The following is a 19,972-nucleotide window of genomic DNA, read 5'->3' as shown; positions in this document are numbered from 1 at the left end:
AGAAGAAATCTGATTTCAGAAAAAGCCTAAGGGACTGGTGGCATAGCTGACCAGCAGGTTCTTGGTCTGCTGATAGTGCTCCAGTGCTACTTTGTGCGTCTCGCGACCGATACCGGATTTCTTATAACCACCGAAGGCAGCGTGTGCCGGATAAGCGTGGTAGCAGTTGGTCCATACCCGGCCAGCCTGAATGCCACGGCCCATGCGATAGGCGCGGTTCATGTCGCGGGTCCAGACGCCAGCACCGAGACCAAACTCAGTATCGTTGGCGATTTGCAGGGCTTCGGCCTCGTCTTTGAAGGTAGTCACACTGATGACTGGGCCAAAGATCTCTTCCTGGAACACGCGCATCTGGTTATTGCCTTTAAATACGGTTGGCTGGATGTAGTAACCGGTTTGCAGGTCGCCTTCGAGTTTCTCTGGCGCGCCACCGATCAGGACTTCAGCGCCTTCCTGTTTACCGATTTCAATGTACTTCATGATGCGCTCGTACTGTTCCTGCGAGGCCTGAGCACCGACCTGAACGTCAGTATCCAGTGGGTTGCCACGCTTGATGGTCTGAGCACGCTCAACGACCTTGGCGATAAATTCGTCGTAAATACTTTCCTGAATCAGAGCGCGGGATGGGCAGGTACAGACTTCGCCCTGGTTAAAGAAGGCGAGCACGGTGCCTTCGACGGCTTTGCTCAGGTAGTCGTCTTCCATCTGCATGACGTCTTCGAAATAGACGTTAGGTGATTTACCACCCAGTTCAACGGTGCTTGGAATCAGAGTTTCTGCTGCACAGCGCAGAATGTGCTGGCCTACTGGTGTTGAGCCAGTGAAAGCCAGCTTGGCGATACGCTTGCTGGTGGCCAGTGCCTGACCTGCTTCTTCACCCACGCCGTTAACGATGTTTACAACACCTGGTGGCAGCAGATCACCGATCAGCTCCATCAGTACCAGAATGGATGCAGGCGTCTGCTCGGCAGGCTTCATCACTACGCAGTTACCTGCCGCCAGTGCTGGGCCCAGTTTCCAGGCGGCCATCAGGATCGGGAAGTTCCATGGGATGATCTGGCCAACAACGCCCAGAGGTTCGTGAACGTGGTAAGACACAGTGGTCTCGTCCAGCTCAGCCATGCTGCCTTCCTGTGAGCGCAGGCAACCGGCGAAATAACGGAAGTGATCAATGGCCAGAGGAATATCCGCCGCCAGAGTTTCGCGCACGGCTTTACCGTTGTCCCAGGTCTCGGCAACGGCCAGCATTTCGAGGTTTGCTTCCATTCTGTCTGCAATTTTGAGAAGAATGTTTGAGCGCTCCTGCACTGAGGTTTTGCCCCATGCAGCCGCTGCAGCGTGTGCGGCATCGAGTGCTTTATTGATATCGTCGGCGTCAGAGCGGGCAACGCGGCAGAACACTTCGCCGTTTACCGGGCTGACATTGTCCATATAGTTGCCATTAACCGGAGCAACGAACTCACCGTTGATGTAGTTACCGTACTGTTCTTTATAGGATACGACAGCGCCCGGCTGTCCTGGGTTTGCATAGATCATGGTGTTATCTCCGTTGTTATTCTTACCGGTCCTTTCAGGTCTTCGACTAAAGTATTAGTCGGCCCGATCTGCCGGCGTTTTCTGTTGTGTGACTCCAGAGTATGTGGTCTATTGGGGTGATGACTTGCACGACAGTCCGCAAGAATGTTCTCTGAGTCCCGCTGGTGTCAGGATGTGTAACTGGCCCGCAATTACACACGAGAGCGGATTGGCAGACAGAGGCTTTTTCTTAGAACGACTCTATGTAACGACGACGGCGCATTTCTTATGACTACAGAACATCGACCGGGCAGTATGGCTGCACTCGCAGGTGCTCATCGCCAGAAAGTCGTCCCCAGCGAATTAATAGAAAACCGCACGGTATATGCCAGCCAGTTAGCCGAGTTATCTGTGTATGACACTTATGAACAGGCCGATCGTATCCGTCTGGATGCTGGTGAGTTGTTGTACTGCGGCATGATGACCGGCCGGAAAGTCATGCACGGTATGGATGGCTTTTCGACAGAATTTCTTCCTCATGAGTCCTTCGTTGTTGCGCCCGGCGAATACGTTGAAATCGATTTCCCCGAAGCCACGTTAGATACCCCCACCACCTGTATGACGCTGGAAATACCCCGTGAGACTCTGCTGAAAGTCTGCGATCAGCTGAATACTGTCAGCGAGCGACCGAAAGATCTGGGTGAGTGGGAAGTCGAGACACGTCAGTGGCATCTCGCTCACACCGATGCTACTCAGCAGCTACTAGAGCGTATCGTCGCCAGCCACGTACAGAAAGAAGACGATTGTGACCTGGTATTGAACTTCGGAGTAAATGAGCTGGTAGCGCGGATGCTACGTCAGCAGGGGCGGGATTTCTTACTGCGTTGTGTGCAACAGAACCCGACCCAGTCGGGCCTGACGAATGCCGTGGCTTATATTGAAGAGAATCTTGCACAGTCGGTGGATATTGATCAGCTTGCGCGTGTTGCCTGTATGTCGCGCACTAAGCTTTTTCAGCAGTTTAAAAATAGCCTTGGGTGCAGCCCAGCCCAATACCAGCAGCAGCGTCGCTTAGAACACGCCTGCAAACTTATCCGTAGCGGAAAAAGTATTACCAGTACCTGTTATGAACTCGGGTTTTCTAATCCAAGTCATTTTTCCCGTCGCTTCCATCAGCAGTACGGCATGACGCCGAGAGAATTTGCGTCGCGTTGATTTCTGTTTTTCAGGTTTTATTAATTTCCTTTTTTGTTTTTTCTATTTATTTCTTTTTATATTTGTTTCTTTTTTCTGAAAATAATGACGCGTTTTTTATCACGAAAAATACTGTCTAATCCGAAATTTTCTTCGATAAACAGAGTCGTTTTTTTATGCATGAAAATGACGTGGGTCGGATCACGGTTGTAATGCCAGTGCATGAATTTTTCGGCATTGCTCCAGCGACTTGTCATTAAAGCCAGAAGGCCTCCCGGCTTTAACATTGATACTAATTTTTTAAGCTCATTTTCCGGGTGGTGGAAGTGCTCAAAGCATTCAGTAGCCGTGATGACATCGTAGGGCGGAGATACGCCCTCCGGAAAGAAAAACGGGTCATAGTTATCACAGTGGATGCCGTTCTGCTCAAGCAACACAGAAAGGGTGGGGCCCGGACCACAACCATAGTCCAGCGCTATTGTCTTTTCTTTCTGCTCGATGAGATCTAATAACGGCGCCAGCAGAATATTCAGAAACCCGACATAGCCTTCGTCATCTATGCTGTTCTCGTGGGTTGCATAGTATGCTTTCTCTTCATCTGCACTCAGGTAGTCATTGGGATGCATATACGCCAGATAACACTGCCCGCAGGCGAGATAACGACGCGGCATGGCGCTGTCGAGAACCGAAATCTGCTCTGTTTCGTGGCACAAAGGGCAGGGGGGATAAGTCATGTCGGGTATTCCGGTGTGTGCATTTTGCCTACGGCGACCAATTCCGCGACAATAGAGTGCATAGTATCCAGCTTCTGAGAAGCCCGGCAATCATGAGACAGTAATGAGGCGCACAAACCCATGACAACCCGTATCGCCATCAACGGTTTTGGACGTATCGGCCGCTGTGTGCTGCGTGCGCTTTATGAAAACGGTTACCGGCAGGACATCGAAGTGGTCGCGATCAACGAGCTGGCAGACATTGAGTCGCTGAGCTACATGCTGCGTTACGACAGTACGCACGGTCGCTTCAATGGCACCGTCAGCATCGCTGATCAGCAGCACCTGATGGTCAACGGCGATCGTATCTGTGTTCGTCATATCAGTGATCCGGCAGAACTGGATTGGGCTGCGCTGGACGTGGACCTGGTGCTGGAATGCAGCGGCCAGATCCGCTCACGCGAAGATGCCGAGCTGCACCTCAGCCGCGGTGCGAAGAAAGTACTGATTTCGAACCCGGCAGACAGCGCAGTCGATAACACCATCATTTATGGTCACAACCATGACTCACTGGCGGCGGATCAGCGCATTGTTTCTAGCGGTTCCTGCTCGACCAATGCTCTGATTCCGGTACTGACATTGATCGATCAGGCCTATGGCATTGAAGCCGGGGTCACGACCACCATCCACTCCGCGATGAATGATCAGCCAGTGATTGATGCCTACCACTCAGACCTGCGTCGTACCCGATCATCTGTGCAGAGCATTATTCCTGTCGATACCGGGTTACCCGCGGGGATCGAGCGCCTGATGCCGCAACTGGCCGGCAAAATAGAGAGCCTGCACGTGCGTGTGCCTACCATCAATGTCTCGGCGTTGGATATCACGTTGCAACTCAACAAAGCGACAGATACCGAAGCGGTGAATCAGTTACTGGCGACAGCGGCTAATCAGAGGTTCGACGGTATTCTGGGGCTGACCCGTGAAGCCCACGCCTCTATCGATTTTAATCATGATCCGCGTTCGGCCATTGTGGATGCGACTCAGACCCGGGTCAGCGGCGGACGCTTGCTCAAACTGTTGGTCTGGTTTGATAACGAGTGGGGCTTTGCTAACCGTATGCTGGATACGGCCTGTGAGATGATTGTGATCAAGGCCTGATTAAGCGCTTTTCTCTTCCCCAAACTGCAACTCGGCCAGCCGCTTATACAAGGGCGAGCGTTCAAGTAGTTCATCGTGCGTGCCGACAGCTACTATACGCCCTTGATCCATCACAACGATGCGGTCGACGTGTTTAATGGTCGACAGACGATGCGCGATCACAAAGCTTGTTCGATTCTGCATCAGTTTATCTAACGCCTGTTGCACAAGGTATTCGCTCTGGGCGTCTAAGGCGCTGGTGGCTTCATCAAGCAGAAGGATTTTCGGATCGTGCAGAATCGCACGGGCGATGGCCAGACGTTGCTTCTGACCCCCTGACAGTTTCACGCCGCCTTCTCCCAGATACGACTCGTATTGTTCCGGCAGCTGCTGAATAAATTCATCGGCATGCGCCGCTTTGGCGGCAGCGAGAATATCCGCATCGGAGGCGTCAGGTCGGCCGTAGCGCAGGTTTTCCAGCACGTTTGTGCTGAACAGTACCGGCTGTTGAGGCACCAGAGCAAACTGACTGCGCAGGCTCTGTAACTGCCATTCAGGTAATGGTGTGCCCTCTACCAGAATTTGCCCTTGTTGCGGATCACGAAAGCGCAGCAGCATATCGAACAGGGTGGATTTGCCTGCCCCAGATGGCCCGACCAAGGCAATGCGCTCGCCAGCGCGTACCTCGAGATTGAGTTCTGTTAAGGCTGCTTTGTCCGGGCGGGAAGGATAGTGGTAACTGACCTCTTGAAACGCAATTTGAGTATCGCTGTGCGTTACCGGAGGCGTCATAGTGTCGGCGGGTGATCGTATATCAGACTCCGCCGCCATCAGTTCACGAATACGCTCTGCTGCGCCTGCCGCGCGTTGAACTTCTCCGTAGACTTCGGTCACCGCGGCCAGCGAGCCGCCGACCATGATGGCGTAAAACACAAAGGCGGCCAGATCGCCGCCACTCAGGCTGCCGGTAATCACATCGTGACCACCGACGTACAACATGCCTGCGACCGACCCCATCACCAGAATCATCACCAGCGCGATCATAAACGCGCGTTGGCGAATGCGCAGCAAGGCCACATCGAAGGCGGATTCCGCCGCGTCGCCAAACTGTTTATTCACGCTGTCTTCACGGGTAAAGGCCTGCACAACTTTGATGTGTTGCAGACTTTCACCCGCCCAGGCGCCGACGCTGGCAACTTTGTCCTGACTTTCGCGTGAGAGTTTTTTCACTTTGCGCCCGAAGAACACCATGGGAAATACCACCAGAGGCACCGCCACTAAAACGATCAGGCTGAGCTTGAGGTTGGTGATAAACATCAGGGTAATGCCGCCCACAAACGTGAGGGCATTGCGCAGAGCAAAGGAAAACGATGAACCAATCACGGTTTGCAGGAGCGCAGTATCGGTAGTGATCCTGCTCTGGATTTCGCCAGACAGGTTATCTTCAAAGAAGGAAGGCGGCAGAGTGACTAAGTGTCGGTAGAGGGTTTTACGGATGTCAGCGACCACCCGCTCGCCAAGCCAGGACACCATATAGAACCGGAAGTAAGCCCCGACTGACACTGCAACCACCAATACGGCGAAAAAGATCACCGCGTCTTTCAGGCCTTCGACTGAACTGGCCGCAAACCCCTGATCGATCATCAGGCGAACGCCCTGACCAAGGCTGAGCGTCAGGCCAGCCGTAGTCACCAGTGCGATCACTGCAATGGTTAAACGCAGTTTGTAAGGGCGGATAAATTGCCAGAGCCAGCGCAGCATCAGAAAGCCTTTGAACTGTAATTACACAAAAGGGTAAGCAGGCTATCGGCACTGACCGAGGTAAACAAGGTAAAGGTCAGTTCTGGGCGGTGATTGTCATGTGTGTGCCGATGAAACGCACTGTTCATGCTGGTATACTCCCGCGCGATTTCTAACCAACTTATTGGCATCGCTCCGCTTTGACCGCCGCGCGGTGTCCGTTTGAAGTGGGGTAGTGCGGAGTCAGGCTGAGCGTCTGTCGCATGGACGCGACAGCCGAGCGTACAGGGATGTATCCACCGCGTCTCAGCATGGCTATGCACTATCACGCTGAAGAATTTAAAAGACTCCATTATCTGGGACATGACTATGACTGTTTTGAAAATGACCGACCTGGACCTGAAAGGAAAACGGGTTCTGATCCGCGAAGACCTGAACGTGCCGGTAAAAGACGGCAAGGTGACTTCTGATGTGCGTATCCGTGCGTCACTGCCAACCATTCAGCACGCGCTTGAAGCCGGTGCCAAAGTCATTGTGATGTCTCACCTGGGTCGTCCGACCGAAGGCGAATACGCCGAAGAGTTCTCCATGCAGCCTGTGGCTGATCACCTCGCTGGCCTGCTGGGCCGCGACGTCAACGTTGTGAAAGACTTCCGCGCTGGCATCGAACTGGCCGATGGTGAGCTTGCACTGCTCGACAACGTGCGCTTTAACAAAGGCGAAAAGAAAGACGAAGACGAATTGGCCAAAGCCTACGCTGAACTGTGCGATATTTTCGTGATGGACGCCTTCGGTACCGCGCACCGCGCTCAGGCGTCTACCCACGGTGTCGCTAAGTTTGCACCCGTTGCTTGCGCAGGGCCTCTACTGGCCGCTGAACTCGACGCACTCGGTAAGGCTCTGGATAAGCCTGCTCGTCCGCTGGTCGCCATCGTTGGTGGCTCTAAAGTGTCCACCAAACTTGAAGTACTCGAAAGTCTGTCCGACATCTGTGACCAGATCATCGTAGGTGGCGGTATTGCTAATACCTTCCTGGCAGCAGCAGGCAAGCCAGTTGGTAAGTCACTGTACGAAGAAGACCTGATTCCAGCGGCGAAAAAGCTGATGGAAAAGGTTTCTATTCCAGTACCAACCGACGTTGTGTGTGGTAAAGAATTCTCTGAAACCGCAGCAGCGACTCTGAAGTCTGCTGACGACGTTGAAGCTGATGACATGATCTTCGACATCGGCCCAGACTCAGCCAAGGCACTGGCAGAACAGCTGAAAGAAGCGAAAACCATCATCTGGAACGGCCCAGTGGGTGTATTCGAATTTGATCAGTTCGGCGAAGGCACCAAAGCTCTGTCTCTGGCAATCGCTGCCTCTGACTCCTTCTCCATCGCGGGTGGCGGTGACACCCTGGCAGCCGTGGACAAGTACAACATTGCTGAGCAGGTGTCTTACATCTCGACTGGTGGTGGTGCATTCCTTGAATTCGTAGAAGGCAAAGTATTGCCAGCAGTAGCGATTCTGGAAGAGCGCGCGAAGTGAAAGCGTTACTGTTGATTGCTGTTTGCCTGCTCACGGCTTGCGCACAGCACACCATCGATGAGGACTCAGCCGTTCAGCAATCGGTGGATCAGCAGAACAGGCATTTTGAGACGATGGGCGTGCCGAGGAATCACCAGCCTCAACCGCAGGCGCCGTTTTATTAAGCGTTAGCCGAAAGAAAAGGTTTAGCTTAGAAATATCGTCTCTATTTAAACCCCAGCAATGCTGGGGTTTTTCGTATTGACCACCTTGCGAAGCGACATTCTTCCCTCGAGGTTTCTATCCCCTCCTTTAATCGCTAGAATACCCGGATATTTTTTAGTCCCCATTTTATAGACCCATTGAAGGTATTCTCATGGCATTGATCAGCATGCGTCAGATGCTGGACCACGCAGCCGAGTTCGGCTACGGCGTACCAGCGTTCAACGTAAACAACCTCGAACAGATGCGCGCCATCATGGAAGCGGCAGACAAAACGGATTCTCCTGTGATTGTGCAGGCCTCTGCAGGTGCCCGTAAGTACGCAGGTGCTCCGTTTCTGCGCCACCTGATTCTGGCTGCCATCGAAGAATTCCCGCACATCCCGGTATGTATGCACCAGGATCACGGTACCTCTCCGGCGGTATGTCAGCGTTCTATCCAGCTGGGCTTCAGCTCAGTGATGATGGATGGTTCTCTGGGTGAAGACGGCAAAACGCCGACCGATTACGAGTACAACGTTGATGTAACCCGTCGCACCGTTGAAATGGCGCACGCTTGCGGCGTTTCGGTAGAAGGCGAGCTGGGTTGTCTGGGGTCTCTGGAAACTGGTCAGGCCGGTGAAGAGGATGGTATTGGAGCAGAAGGCACTCTCTCTCACGATCAGATGCTGACTGACCCAGAAGAAGCCGCTGACTTCGTACGCAAGACTCAGGTAGATGCGCTGGCGATTGCCTGCGGCACCTCACACGGCGCCTACAAGTTTACTCGTCCGCCAACGGATGACATTCTGGCCATCGATCGTATCAAAGAGATCCACAAGCGTATCCCGGATACTCACCTGGTTATGCACGGTTCGTCTTCAGTACCTCAGGAGTGGCTGGCGGTGATCAACGAGTTCGGTGGTGAAATCCCGGAAACTTACGGTGTGCCAGTCGAGCAGATCGTTGAAGGTATCAAGTTCGGCGTTCGTAAAGTAAACATCGATACTGACCTGCGTCTGGCATCTACCGGTGCGATCCGTCGTTTCATGGCTCAGAACACTGCTGAATTCGACCCACGTAAGTACCTGAAAGAATCAGTGAAAGCGATGAGCGAAATCTGTATCGCCCGTTATGAAGCGTTCGGTACTGCAGGCAATGCGTCTAAGATCAAAGCGATCTCTCTTGACGATATGTTTGAGAAGTACCAGAGCGGTGCTCTTGATCCAAAAATCAGCTGATCTGTTGATCCAGTTGATAGTAAAAAGGCGCTTCGGCGCCTTTTTTATTGCCTGTATTTCCTGCACCATAAAAATATAACCAAAAAGGAATGAAGATGAACAGGCTAGAGCACAAAATACCCCCTCCCTTGGTTGGCCTTCTATGCGCACTACTGATGTGGGGGTTAAGCACACAGACGCCGGTAATACACTGGTGGGGAGTAACTGCACAAATAGTGACAGGTGTTTTAGTCGTCATCGGTCTGTTTTTGGATTCCGGTGGGCTTCTCTCGTTTATCCGCAGTAAAACCACAATCAACCCGATCAAAATTGAAAAGGCGTCAGCGCTGGTCACCGGTGGAGTGTATCGATTTACCCGCAATCCCATGTACCTGGGAATGGCCTTCCTGCTGAGTGCGCTGGGTGTGTGGCTTCAGAGCCCGGCGGCCTTCATTGGGCCTGCCATTTTTGTGGGGTACATCACCCGCTTCCAGATAATTCCGGAAGAGCGAATCCTGCTCATGCTCTTTGGTCAGGATTACTCAGATTATCAGGCCAGGGTCAGGCGATGGCTCTAGGGCATCCTGGTGTACGGCCTTAGTCACGGGTCGGAACACTTTTCGAAATTCCAGCATATACTCTAAGGGTTTTCCTTTTGGGCCTTTAGTATGTCTGACCTATCCGATGCTCTGGAGCAGCTTACCCACGCCTTTGACCCGGTTGCTGTGCTGAAGGGCAGTAAGCTGCTAGAGCAAAGTCTGTTGAGCTTACTCCGTACCGCACGAACAAAGCTGAGAATGGAAGTCGGCTTTATATCGCGCTTCGATGGGGATATGCGGACCTTCTATCTGGTAGATTCGGCTCCGGGTGTTGATATTGTCCGGTCTGGCGGATCGGATTACCGGGGTGAAAGCCTGTGTCAGAGGGTCGTGGATGGCCGCGCACCGCAACTGATAGGAGATGCACAACAGACCTCCGGGGCAAGTGACCTCACCGCTGTGAAACTGGTGCCGGTCGGGGCTCATATCAGTGTTCCTATCGTGTTCTCTGACGGCTCTGTGTTTGGCACCTTTTGTGTTTTCAGTCGTTATTCCATCCCTGAGCTTAACTATCGAAGCCTGGCGATGTGCCGGGTGTTTGCTGATGCGATCGCGACTATGATCGAAGAGGCAGAGGCTTTACCTCAGTATGAATCTGAGCATCGTATTCAATTGAAAAGCGAAGTTACCGAGCTGATCACCACACATAGACTGAAGTATGTTCGGGTTCCGCTGGTTAATCTTAATACTGGTAAGCAAGAGGGCACGGAGTTAATACCGAGCCTGGTGAGGGCAACAGATAACATAGCGAGCCCACTACTGCTTGTGCACCAGGCTGTTCGTTTAGGTCTCGCAAATCTGATAGGTGTAAATTTAATTGAGCAATTGCTGGCTGAGCTATCAGCATCACCCCATGAAAGACATGTAGTAGTTAACGTTACGCCAGAATTTCTCGCAGAGTTTAATTTTACAGCTTGGCTCAATGATGATCTTTGTGGCCGGATAGTTTTTGAGATATCTGAACACGACCGCGTCGCCAGTTATCATGAACTGAAGCGAATACTACAGCCGCTGCGTCAATCTGGTATCCGGTTGTCTATTGATAATGCGGGGGCCGGATTTGCATCGATGCAGCATATATTGCAGCTACAGCCTGAGTTCGTAAAACTGGATAGTGGCCTTACTTGTGGCATCGCCTCAGACACCGGCCAGCAGGCGATGCTGCAGGCTCTTTTGCTGTTCTCAAGGTCTCAGGGAAGCACCTTAGTTGCGGATGGAATATCGGATAAACAGGATGAGGACTACCTGCTCCACTCCGGGATATCACTTGGGCAATATTGCCAGTAGTTCTACATATCTTGAGCAGTAGATTCTTGCGTTTAAGTTTATTTGGGAAGCTGGCCATAGTTTGGCGTATTTTGTCTTCTATCGTCGGTTCAATCACCATAAACCGAGCTGAAAATACGATATTTGCCTGAATGACCGTTGAAGATTTATTCACGCTTTGCAGAAATAATCCGTACAAACGCTCCATATTTGACCTGACTGGAGAATGCTGGGAGGTGTCACCTTGTGGGGCATGTTTAATTCCGACAGAGTGCTATAGTTCCATGGTGAAGAGTCTGAAGGTATTACTTAATGGAAAAGCGCCCGGATGTCGCGAGACAGCTCGCAGAGGTGATCAATGAGCCTGCTCCTAAAAGCCCGGAAACACTGAAAACAGCGATCTCGAGTCTTATACGTTCTGTACGTGATCGGCTTGATATGGATGTGGGTTTTTTATCTGAGTTCAGCCAGGATCAGCGGGTATTCCGTTTCGTCGATTGCGCCAGTGATGCCAATCTGGTGTCTGAAGACAGCTGTGGCCCATTAAAAGATAGTTTCTGTGAGATGATCGCCGATGGCCGCCTTAAGCAGCTGGTACCGGATACTGAAGTAAGTGGCGAAACAGACCTGGTTCCCGAATTTACGACGATTCCCGTTAAATCCCACGTCAGTGTTCCTGTTGTTTTGTCTGATGGCCATACCTTCGGTACGTTCTGTATTTTCAGTCGTGAGGTTAAGCCAAAACTTAATAATCGTAGCCTGATGCTCGTACGGGTTTTCGCTGATGTTATTGCGGCTTTGATTGAAGATGCTCGTAAAGGCAGCGAAGAAAATCGCCAGCGTCAGGAAGTCATTCTCGATATTCTCGAGCGTGATGAGTTACTTCTGCACGCCCAGCCAATCTGTGCTCTGACAGACCGTTCCGTTAAGGGGTTTGAATTACTGGCGCGTTTATCGACAGACCTTGATCTGTCACCGGCTCAACTCTTTATTGATGCGGATCGCCTTGGCCTGTCGTCGGCGATTGGCCTCAGAGTAGTAGAGAAGTCTAAAGAGGCTCTGGCGGTGCTACCTGCTAACGCATATGTCTCTATCAACGTAACGCCGGCCTTCCTTCTCCAATGTGATATTTCAGGAATTTACACCCCTGAAGAAGCAAAGCGTATTGTTCTCGAGCTGACAGAGCATGAAGAAATCGCGGACTATGACCTCTTAAACGCCCGCCTGAAACCGCTTCGGGATTCGGGGATGCGTCTGGCCATTGATGATGCGGGTGCAGGCTATGCGAGCATGCGTCACATTCTTTTACTCAGCCCGGATATGTTGAAACTGGACATGAGTTTGATCCGTGACATCGATCAGGACAGAGATAAGCAGTCTCTGGTTGCTGCGCTGAGGGGCTTTGCCGAAGTTCAGGGATATAAAGTTGTCGCCGAGGGGATAGAAACCGAAAGCGAACTCGCTGAGTTAGAGACGCTGTTTATAGGCTACGGGCAGGGCTATCTTTTATCTCGCCCGCAGCCATTAGCAACGTTTACTGAATGACGTAGTGCGGCTGTCAAGCAGCCGCTGCAGTATCTTTAATTTTCTGTACCATGGCCCGCAAACCATTTCCTCGTGTCGGGCTAAGGTGCTTCACTAAGTCGACCTGCTTAAAGTACTCATCACTGTCGAAAGTAAGAATCTCTGCTGGCGTTTTAAAGTTGTATGCAGCCAGCACCATGCCCAGCAGCCCCCGAACAATATGGGCATCGGAGTCAGCCTCAAAGACAAGCTTTCCATCTTCCGTGCTGTGATCGATCCATACCTGGCTCTGGCAGCCACGAAGAAGAAATTCATCGGTTTTCTTGTCGTCGCTCATTCCGGGAAGTTCTTTCCCCAGGTCAATAATGTACTTATAGCGCTCTTCCCAGTCATCGAAGAAGCTCAGAGTATCGACGATGTCTTCGCTGGTAATACTGTTTCCAAAAGGACTTTCGATAGACATATGCGCTCCTTATAGAGATTCAATGAATGTGCGAATACGCTGAGCCGCTTCAATGCACTCCGATGTTTCAGCAACCAGCGCCATGCGAATACGGTGCTCACCAGGGTTAATACCTTCGACTGTACGCGAAAGGTATGAGCCCGGCAGTACAGTCACGTTCTGTTGAGCAAACAGCTGCTGAGCAAATGTTTCTTCGTTAATCGGCGTTTTGGGCCATAAATAGAAGCTCGCTTCCGTCTGTTTAACGTCCAGTACCGGGCTGAGAATCTCAAGAACTGAGCGGAACTTCTGAGTGTACTCGCTGCGATTCTGCTGTACGTGGCTTTCATCGTTCCAGGCTGCGATGCTCGCTAGTTGAGTGTGAACCGGCATCGCGCAACCATGGTAAGTACGGTAGAGCAAAAACGGCTTCAGCAGATCGGCGTCGCCGGCAATAAAGCCAGAGCGCAGGCCCGGCAGATTTGAGCGTTTAGACAGCGAGTGGAATACCACGCAGCGTTTGAAGTCTTTGCGGCCGAGTTGCTCACAGGCTTCCAGCAGGCCCATCGGTGCATCGGCACCATCCACATAAATTTCTGAATAGCACTCGTCGCTGGCGAGTACAAAATCGTATTTATCGGCCAGTTCAATCAGTTTTCTGAAGTCGTCCAGCTTCAGGGTTGAGCCGGTCGGGTTGCCAGGAGTGCAGACAAACAAAAGCTGGCAGCGGTGCCACACATCCTCAGGCACAGCATCGTAATCCGGGTTGAAGCCGTTTTCCTCAAGGCATGGTAAGAAGTGTGGTTCCGCACCTGACAGATACGCCGCGCCTTCATAGATCTGGTAGAAGGGGTTAGGAGAAACAACCAGAGGACGATACTGGCTACGATTAACGACTGCCTGAGTAAAAGCAAAGATGGCTTCACGGGTACCGTTGACCGGAATGACCTGAGATACCGGATCGACGTTCTCCAGCGAAAAACGGCGTTCCAGCCAGCTGGCAATGGCCGAGTTCAACTCTGGCAGGCCCTTCGTTGTCGGGTAGTTCTCAACGCGCTGTAGTTCTGTTCGTAGGGTATCGAGTACAAACTCCGGCGCTGGGTGCTTGGGTTCGCCAATCGACAGGGCGATGTGCTCCAGATCTGCAGGAGGCGTGACTTCGCCCTTCAGTTTGGCCAGTTTTTCAAATGGATAAGGCTGGAGTTTGCTCAGATCTGGGTTCATGCCGCTTCCGGTCTTGTTGTTCAGAAAGCGCGCATTATAGCCCTTTTACAGCGCAATTCCGATTGTGTGAAGTAAACAAAAAAGCCCCGCCAGTCTGCACTGGCGGGGCTTTTTATTTGCTAGTTAAAGCAGGTCTTATTTAGACGCTTCAACGATACGCTTCATGTCAGTCATGTAGCCACGCAGCTCAGCACCAACCCACTCAACTGGGTGGTTACGGATAGCTTCGTTAACTTCGATCAGACGAGCGTTGTCTACGGAGTTAGACTTCAGGTTCAGGCCTTTACCGATCACGTCAGTGCTGATGTGTGGCATGAACTTCTCGCGCAGCAGAGGTACGGCAGCGTGAGAGAACAGGTAGTTACCGTATTCAGCCGTGTCAGAGATAACAACGTTCATCTCGTACAGCTTACGACGTGCAATAGTGTTCGCGATCAGTGGCGTTTCGTGCAGAGACTCGTAGTAAGCAGACTCTTCAACGATGCCGCTTTCAACCATAGATTCGAACGCCAGCTCAACACCGGCTTTGATCATAGCAACCAGCATGATGCCGTGGTCGAAGTATTCCTGTTCGTCGATCTGAACGTCAGACGCTGGTGCTTTTTCGAAGCCAGTTTCTGCCGTCTCTTCACGCCATTTCAGCAGGTTAGCATCGTCGTTCGCCCAGTCTTCCATCATGGTACGGGAGAATTCGCCTTCCATGATGTCGGCCTGGTGCTTGCGGAACAGAGGGCGCATCAGTTCTTTCAGTTCTTCAGCCATGTCGAACGCAACGATTTTCGCTGGGTTAGACAGACGATCCATCATGTTAGTGATGCCGCCGTACTTCAGAGCTTCAGTCACAGTTTCCCAACCGTACTGAATCAGCTTAGCTGCGTAGCCTTCGTCGATACCGTCTTCAACCATTTTCTCGAAGCCCAGGATCGCGCCAGTCTGCAGCATACCGCACAGAATGGTCTGCTCGCCCATCAGGTCAGACTTAACTTCAGCAACGAAAGAAGATTCCAGACAGCCAGCGCGGTGACCGCCAGTCGCTGCAGCCCATGCTTTAGCGATGTCCCAGCCTTCGCCCTTAGGGTCGTTTTCCGGGTGTACAGCGATCAGAGTCGGAACACCGAAACCACGCTTGTATTCTTCACGTACTTCAGAACCAGGGCACTTAGGTGCAACCATAACAACAGTCAGGTCTTCACGGATCTGCATGCCTTCTTCAACGATGTTGAAACCGTGGGAGTAACCCAGGCAAGCGCCTTCTTTCATCAGAGGCATAACAGCAGTAACTACTGCAGTGTGCTGCTTGTCTGGAGTCAGGTTCATCACCAGGTCAGCAGTCGGGATCAGCTCTTCGTAAGTACCAACGTTGAAGCCGTTTTCGGTAGCGTTTTTCCATGACTGACGCTTCTCAGCGATTGCAGCTTCACGCAGAGCGTACGATACGTCCAGACCAGAGTCGCGCATGTTCATGCCCTGGTTCAGGCCCTGAGCACCACAACCAACGATGACAACTTTCTTACCTTTCAGGAATTCAGCTTCAGAAGCGAATTCAGAACGGTCCATGAAACGGCAGCGGCCGAGTTGATCCAGCTTTTGCTGGAGGTTCAGAGTATTAAAGTAGTTCTGACCCATCACAATTCTCCTGTAATGAAAGCTGGCTGCATCGCCCTGACTGTGTTGCCGGTTCACTGTGAGTGCTCACTTATTACAATAAGCTCCGCGCTCCCACTGAACCGCCGCCTTGCCAGGCCATCTTCGCCGACGCTTTCGCAGTTAAGTTAAACCACTCGCCTTGCTCTGACTGCCTCGGTTACGCTTCCGAGACGGTGCGATGTGTAGCTAGTGGTTGATATAAAAATTCGAGACGAATGATAGGTGATGAGCGTCGTTGCGTAAAATGCTATTATTGCTAGCAGTTGTTGCAAATACTGCAATGTCGAGTCAGGTACCTATTTAGCCTATGGAATACAAAGACTTACGGGTTTTCCTTACCGTCGTTGAAGCTCAGCATCTCGGACGGGCGGGGCAGCAATTACATATGAGCCCTTCAACACTCAGCCGTCGTATCAGTCGTATGGAACAGGATGCGGGTGCTCAGTTACTGGTACGTGACAGCGGGCCGTTAACCTTAACGCCAGCCGGCGAGCTGTTTCGCCAGCATGCGGAGCAGACACTGGATGCCTGGCAATCGCTGCGCTCCGCGGTAAATGCGGAGGTAAGTGACCTGGAGGGGTCGCTGACGCTTTTTTGTTCTGTCACCGCCAGTTATTCTTTTCTGGCTGACCTTTTGGCCCGGTTCCGGGAACAATATCCTAAAGTTGATCTGCGGATTCATACGGGGGATGCCGCCGAGTCTATTCCCAGAGTCGCCACCGGGGATGCGGATGTCGTGATCGCTGCACGGCCCGAACAATTGTCGCCTGACCTGACGTTCAGGGGGATTTCTGAGTCGCCGTTGCTGTTTATCGCACCAAGAACGGTGGGAACTGTTCCTCAGCTCTCACAATCAGACATATCGTGGGCCGAGGTGCCTATGGTGCTCTCAGAGACTGGTCTGGCACGTACACGCGTAAACCAATGGTTTGCTTCACGTAGTCTGACGCCCAACATCTACGCACAGGTAACGGGGCACGAAGCCATCGTCAGTATGGTGGCTCTGGGTGTGGGTGTGGGGGTTGTCCCTCAGGTTGTTTTACAGAACAGCCCACTTCTTAATCGTGTGCGGGTGTTGTCGGTAGCGCCTGAACTGGAGCCCTTTCATATTGGACTCTGCTCGCGGACGGAACGACTCAATGAGCCAGTCTTACAGGCGCTTTGGCAAACCGCGGGGCGATGACATGGCCAGATGGACTGGTTTCGCCCATAATAGCCGCAGAACTTTAAAACCCGCAGCTCATGCGGGCCGAACACATTAAGGATCATAGTGTGAGTGATAACGAAGACGCTCAGGTACCGGTAGCAACCAAAAGGGACAGGAAGGGGATTTACCTCTTGCCTAACCTGTTTACGACGGGTGCATTGTTTTCAGGATTTTACGCCGTCGTTGCCGGCATGAACGGCGATTTTGAGAATGCAGCCATCGCAATTTTTGTCGCCATGGTGCTGGATGGACTTGATGGTCGCGTTGCGCGTATGACGAATACCCAGAGTGATTTCGGCGCAGAGTATGACAGCCTCGCCGACATGGTCTCTTTTGGTGTGGCGCCTGCGCTGGTCGCGTTCAGCTGGGCGTTGCAGGATCTGGGTAAAGTCGGCTGGGTCGCAGCTTTCGTCTACTGTGCGGGGGCAGCTCTACGTCTCGCGCGCTTTAATACTCAGCTGGCGGTGGCTGATAAAAACTACTTCACCGGGCTGGCCAGCCCGTCTGCAGCGGCAATTGTTGCTGGGAATATCTGGGTCTTCACAGAGTCGGGCACGCAGGGAGCTGATGCTGCCTGGTGGATGGCTATTATCGTGACCGCAGCGGGCCTGTTAATGGTCAGCAACTTCAAGTACCACAGTTTCAAAGGTCTGGATCTGCGCGGCAAGATTCCTTTTGTCGCCTTGCTGGCCATTGTTATGGGCTTTGCGATTGTATCGATTGATCCCGCAACGGTCCTGCTGGCTGTCTTTATGTTGTATGCATTATCTGGCCCGGCATGGGCGGTGAAAGAAAAGTTGTTTGATTAACGACTATACGAATGTAGACATAAATATGGAAAGAAGCCCGGCACAACAACCGGGCTTTTTTGTCAGAGTAATTCAGCCATTAAGAGGTGCATATGCTGATTCCAAAGCGTCGCTACCCCAAAATCGATCCTTCAGAGATCACGCCAGAAGAGTTGTACGTAAACAGGCGGCTCTTTATGAAGGGCAGCCTCACTGCGGCAGCGGCGCTCAGTACAATACAGGCACAGGCGCTTGTGTCACCTGAGGGAGGTAGTCGTATACCTGAAGGCCCTGAGTGGCTGGAGAAGGCTGTCGTTAATGCGTCTGAAACGTCCTTTGGTACTGGTGAAAAGCCAGCGCCTTACAGCTCTGCTACGCAGTACAACAACTTCTATGAGTTCGGGATGAGTAAGTCGGACCCATTCGAAAACTCAGGTAAGTTCACGACAGACCCATGGAACATGACTGTTGAAGGTGAGTGCGAGGTGAAAGGCTCCTTCGCGCTCGAAGATCTTCTAAAGGGAATCGACCTGGAAGAGCGGATTTATCGACTGCGTTGTGTAGAGGCGTGGTCAATGGTGATCCCTTGGGTAGGTTTCCCACTGGCTGAGCTGATTAAACGCTTCAAGCCCTTATCTTCAGCCAAGTACGTCGAGTTCGTGACTGTTGAGCGACCAAAAGAAATGCCGGGGCAGCGCTCGGTATTCTCTACTATCGATTGGCCTTACCGAGAGGGGCTCAGAATGGATGAGGCCATGAATCCACTGACGCTCATGGCAGTAGGGATGTACGGCAATGTCCTGCCAAATCAGAACGGAGCGCCGATGCGCCTTGTTGTTCCGTGGAAATACGGCTTCAAGAGCATTAAGTCGATCGTGAAAATCCGTTTCCGCGAAACCATGCCACCGACGACATGGAACGATCTTGCGCCACAGGAATATGGCTTCTATGCCAACGTAAATCCGGAAGTCGATCATCCGCGATGGAGTCAGGCCTCTGAGAGGCGCCTGCCTAACAGTATCTTCAGCCCTAATCGGATACCGACTGAAATGTTTAACGGGTACGGCGAACAGGTTGCTCACCTGTATAAAGGTATGGATCTGCGTAAATGGTACTAACGCTGACTGGGCGTAGGTGGCTTATCGGTATCGCCTGCGCACTACCACTCATATACATAGTGCAGGCAATAGTCCGGGTGCAGACAGGCGAATGGAACCTGTTAGGGCCGGAACCTGGCAAGGCAATTACCCACTTTACAGGCACATGGGGCTTCAACTTCTTGCTGCTGACTCTCGCAGTGACACCGATAGTAAGGCTTACGAAACAGAAGTGGCTGATGCCACACCGGAGGATGTTGGGCCTCTACGCGGCCTTCTATGTATCTTTGCACGCATTAGCGTACCTGGCTTTCCTTCTGGGGTGGCAGTGGGGTGAGTTAGGTCGTGAGGTCGTGGAGCGTCCATACCTCTTGGTTGGGGCTTTATCATGGTTGCTCTTGTTGCCGCTGGTGATCACCTCGACGAAAACGTGGCAGCGAAGGCTGAAGAGGCGTTGGAAGCAACTACACCAACTCATCTATGTAATCGTAGCCCTCGCAGCCGTTCACTATTTATTACAAATCAGGGCTAGCTGGTTTGAGCCTGTTGCCTACACTCTTATAGCTGCATTCCTACTGGCGTTAAGACTATGGTTTTTTGCTAAGAAGAAACGCGCCAGAACTTCCTGAAAATTATTACAGAAAGTAGTTGACCCAAATCGCCGCATCTCTATAATGCGCCGCTCTTGATCGTTACCCAGCACAGCGCTGAAACGAACAGGAAAACGGGTCGAAAAAAGGTGTTGACCAAGTCTGAAAAGACTGTAGAATGCGCCGCCTGATCCGACAGAGAGGCTCCTTGGAGTTGTCTGGAAAAGGTTTGCAACTTGTTGATTTTAAAAGATTTTTTGAAAATTAACGGTTGACAGCGAAGGGTTCTCTGGTAGAATGCTTCGCACTGATCGGGACGCTGAGTTGTCCGGATCGGATGTCAAAAATTAAGAGGTT

17 protein-coding genes are annotated in these 19,972 nt (G+C 52.0%); 11 read left to right on the top strand and 6 right to left on the bottom strand.

The window, feature by feature from the left end:
• Positions 1 to 15: 15 nt before the first annotated feature.
• Complete coding sequence (locus B3007_RS09330) at positions 16 to 1,536, bottom strand: aldehyde dehydrogenase family protein (protein WP_301377939.1); 1,521 nt, start codon at positions 1,534 to 1,536, stop codon at positions 16 to 18.
• A 267-nt stretch (positions 1,537 to 1,803) separates the two neighbouring features.
• Between B3007_RS09330 and B3007_RS09325 the strand changes: the two genes are divergently transcribed.
• Complete coding sequence (locus tag B3007_RS09325) at positions 1,804 to 2,730, top strand: AraC family transcriptional regulator (protein ID WP_301179754.1); 927 nt, start codon at positions 1,804 to 1,806, stop codon at positions 2,728 to 2,730.
• Positions 2,731 to 2,786: 56 nt separating this feature from the next.
• Here B3007_RS09325 and B3007_RS09320 read toward each other — a convergent pair whose 3' ends face one another.
• Positions 2,787 to 3,443: a class I SAM-dependent methyltransferase gene (locus B3007_RS09320; RefSeq protein ID WP_301377938.1), complete on the bottom strand. Its 657-nt coding sequence runs from the start codon at positions 3,441 to 3,443 to the stop codon at positions 2,787 to 2,789.
• Positions 3,444 to 3,563: 120 nt separating this feature from the next.
• Between B3007_RS09320 and B3007_RS09315 the strand changes: the two genes are divergently transcribed.
• Positions 3,564 to 4,583, top strand: coding sequence for a type I glyceraldehyde-3-phosphate dehydrogenase (locus tag B3007_RS09315; RefSeq protein WP_301377937.1), 1,020 nt, complete (start codon positions 3,564 to 3,566; stop codon positions 4,581 to 4,583).
• Here the strand turns inward: B3007_RS09315 and B3007_RS09310 are convergent, their stop codons facing one another.
• Positions 4,584 to 6,323: an ABC transporter transmembrane domain-containing protein gene (locus B3007_RS09310; protein WP_301377936.1), complete on the bottom strand. Its 1,740-nt coding sequence runs from the start codon at positions 6,321 to 6,323 to the stop codon at positions 4,584 to 4,586.
• Between the two features lie 348 nt (positions 6,324 to 6,671).
• Between B3007_RS09310 and B3007_RS09305 the strand changes: the two genes are divergently transcribed.
• The 5 genes from B3007_RS09305 (at position 6,672) to B3007_RS09285 (ending at position 12,641) form a co-directional block, all read left to right on the top strand.
• Positions 6,672 to 7,832 (top strand): phosphoglycerate kinase, encoded by a 1,161-nt coding sequence (locus tag B3007_RS09305; RefSeq protein WP_068438137.1) that lies wholly within the window; start codon positions 6,672 to 6,674, stop codon positions 7,830 to 7,832.
• 355 nt (positions 7,833 to 8,187) lie between these two features.
• Positions 8,188 to 9,252 carry a class II fructose-bisphosphate aldolase gene (gene fba / locus B3007_RS09300; protein ID WP_068438134.1) on the top strand — a complete coding sequence of 355 codons (1,065 nt, stop codon included), beginning with the start codon at positions 8,188 to 8,190 and terminating at the stop codon, positions 9,250 to 9,252.
• Between the two features lie 215 nt (positions 9,253 to 9,467).
• Entirely contained in the window at positions 9,468 to 9,809 is a 342-nt protein-coding gene (locus B3007_RS09295) for a methyltransferase family protein (protein ID WP_301377935.1), read from the top strand.
• 90 nt (positions 9,810 to 9,899) lie between these two features.
• On the top strand, positions 9,900 to 11,117 hold the full coding sequence (locus B3007_RS09290) for an EAL domain-containing protein (protein WP_301377934.1): 1,218 nt from the start codon (positions 9,900 to 9,902) through the stop codon (positions 11,115 to 11,117).
• 291 nt (positions 11,118 to 11,408) lie between these two features.
• Positions 11,409 to 12,641, top strand: coding sequence for a sensor domain-containing phosphodiesterase (locus tag B3007_RS09285; protein WP_301377933.1), 1,233 nt, complete (start codon positions 11,409 to 11,411; stop codon positions 12,639 to 12,641).
• Positions 12,642 to 12,654: 13 nt separating this feature from the next.
• On the opposite strand, the gene B3007_RS09280 is transcribed toward B3007_RS09285, so the two are convergent.
• From B3007_RS09280 to ilvC, 3 genes are all read right to left on the bottom strand, one after another.
• Entirely contained in the window at positions 12,655 to 13,083 is a 429-nt protein-coding gene (locus tag B3007_RS09280; RefSeq protein ID WP_301377932.1) for a SufE family protein, read from the bottom strand.
• 9 nt (positions 13,084 to 13,092) lie between these two features.
• Positions 13,093 to 14,286 (bottom strand): succinyldiaminopimelate transaminase, encoded by a 1,194-nt coding sequence (dapC, locus tag B3007_RS09275; RefSeq protein WP_301377931.1) that lies wholly within the window; start codon positions 14,284 to 14,286, stop codon positions 13,093 to 13,095.
• A 135-nt stretch (positions 14,287 to 14,421) separates the two neighbouring features.
• Positions 14,422 to 15,912: a ketol-acid reductoisomerase gene (gene ilvC / locus B3007_RS09270; protein WP_301377930.1), complete on the bottom strand. Its 1,491-nt coding sequence runs from the start codon at positions 15,910 to 15,912 to the stop codon at positions 14,422 to 14,424.
• Between the two features lie 328 nt (positions 15,913 to 16,240).
• Between ilvC and ilvY the strand changes: the two genes are divergently transcribed.
• From ilvY to B3007_RS09250, 4 genes are all read left to right on the top strand, one after another.
• A complete protein-coding gene (gene ilvY, locus B3007_RS09265) occupies positions 16,241 to 17,116 on the top strand; it encodes an HTH-type transcriptional activator IlvY (protein WP_301377929.1) in 876 nt (291 codons plus the stop codon).
• A 59-nt stretch (positions 17,117 to 17,175) separates the two neighbouring features.
• Positions 17,176 to 17,949, top strand: coding sequence for a CDP-diacylglycerol--serine O-phosphatidyltransferase (gene pssA / locus B3007_RS09260; RefSeq protein WP_084189041.1), 774 nt, complete (start codon positions 17,176 to 17,178; stop codon positions 17,947 to 17,949).
• Between the two features lie 92 nt (positions 17,950 to 18,041).
• A complete protein-coding gene (gene msrP, locus B3007_RS09255) occupies positions 18,042 to 19,046 on the top strand; it encodes a protein-methionine-sulfoxide reductase catalytic subunit MsrP (protein ID WP_301377928.1) in 1,005 nt (334 codons plus the stop codon).
• Positions 19,037 to 19,654, top strand: a complete 618-nt coding sequence (locus B3007_RS09250) for a sulfite oxidase heme-binding subunit YedZ (protein WP_273092030.1) — start codon at positions 19,037 to 19,039, stop codon at positions 19,652 to 19,654. The genes msrP and B3007_RS09250 overlap by 10 nt, the downstream gene beginning before the upstream one ends.
• Positions 19,655 to 19,972 lie beyond the last annotated feature (318 nt).

This window comes from Thalassolituus sp. UBA675 (genome assembly GCF_002297765.1).
GTDB lineage: Bacteria > Pseudomonadota > Gammaproteobacteria > Pseudomonadales > Oceanobacteraceae > Thalassolituus.
Note: the sequence above shows the minus strand (reverse complement) of the source record. Positions and strands in the feature narration are given on the sequence as shown.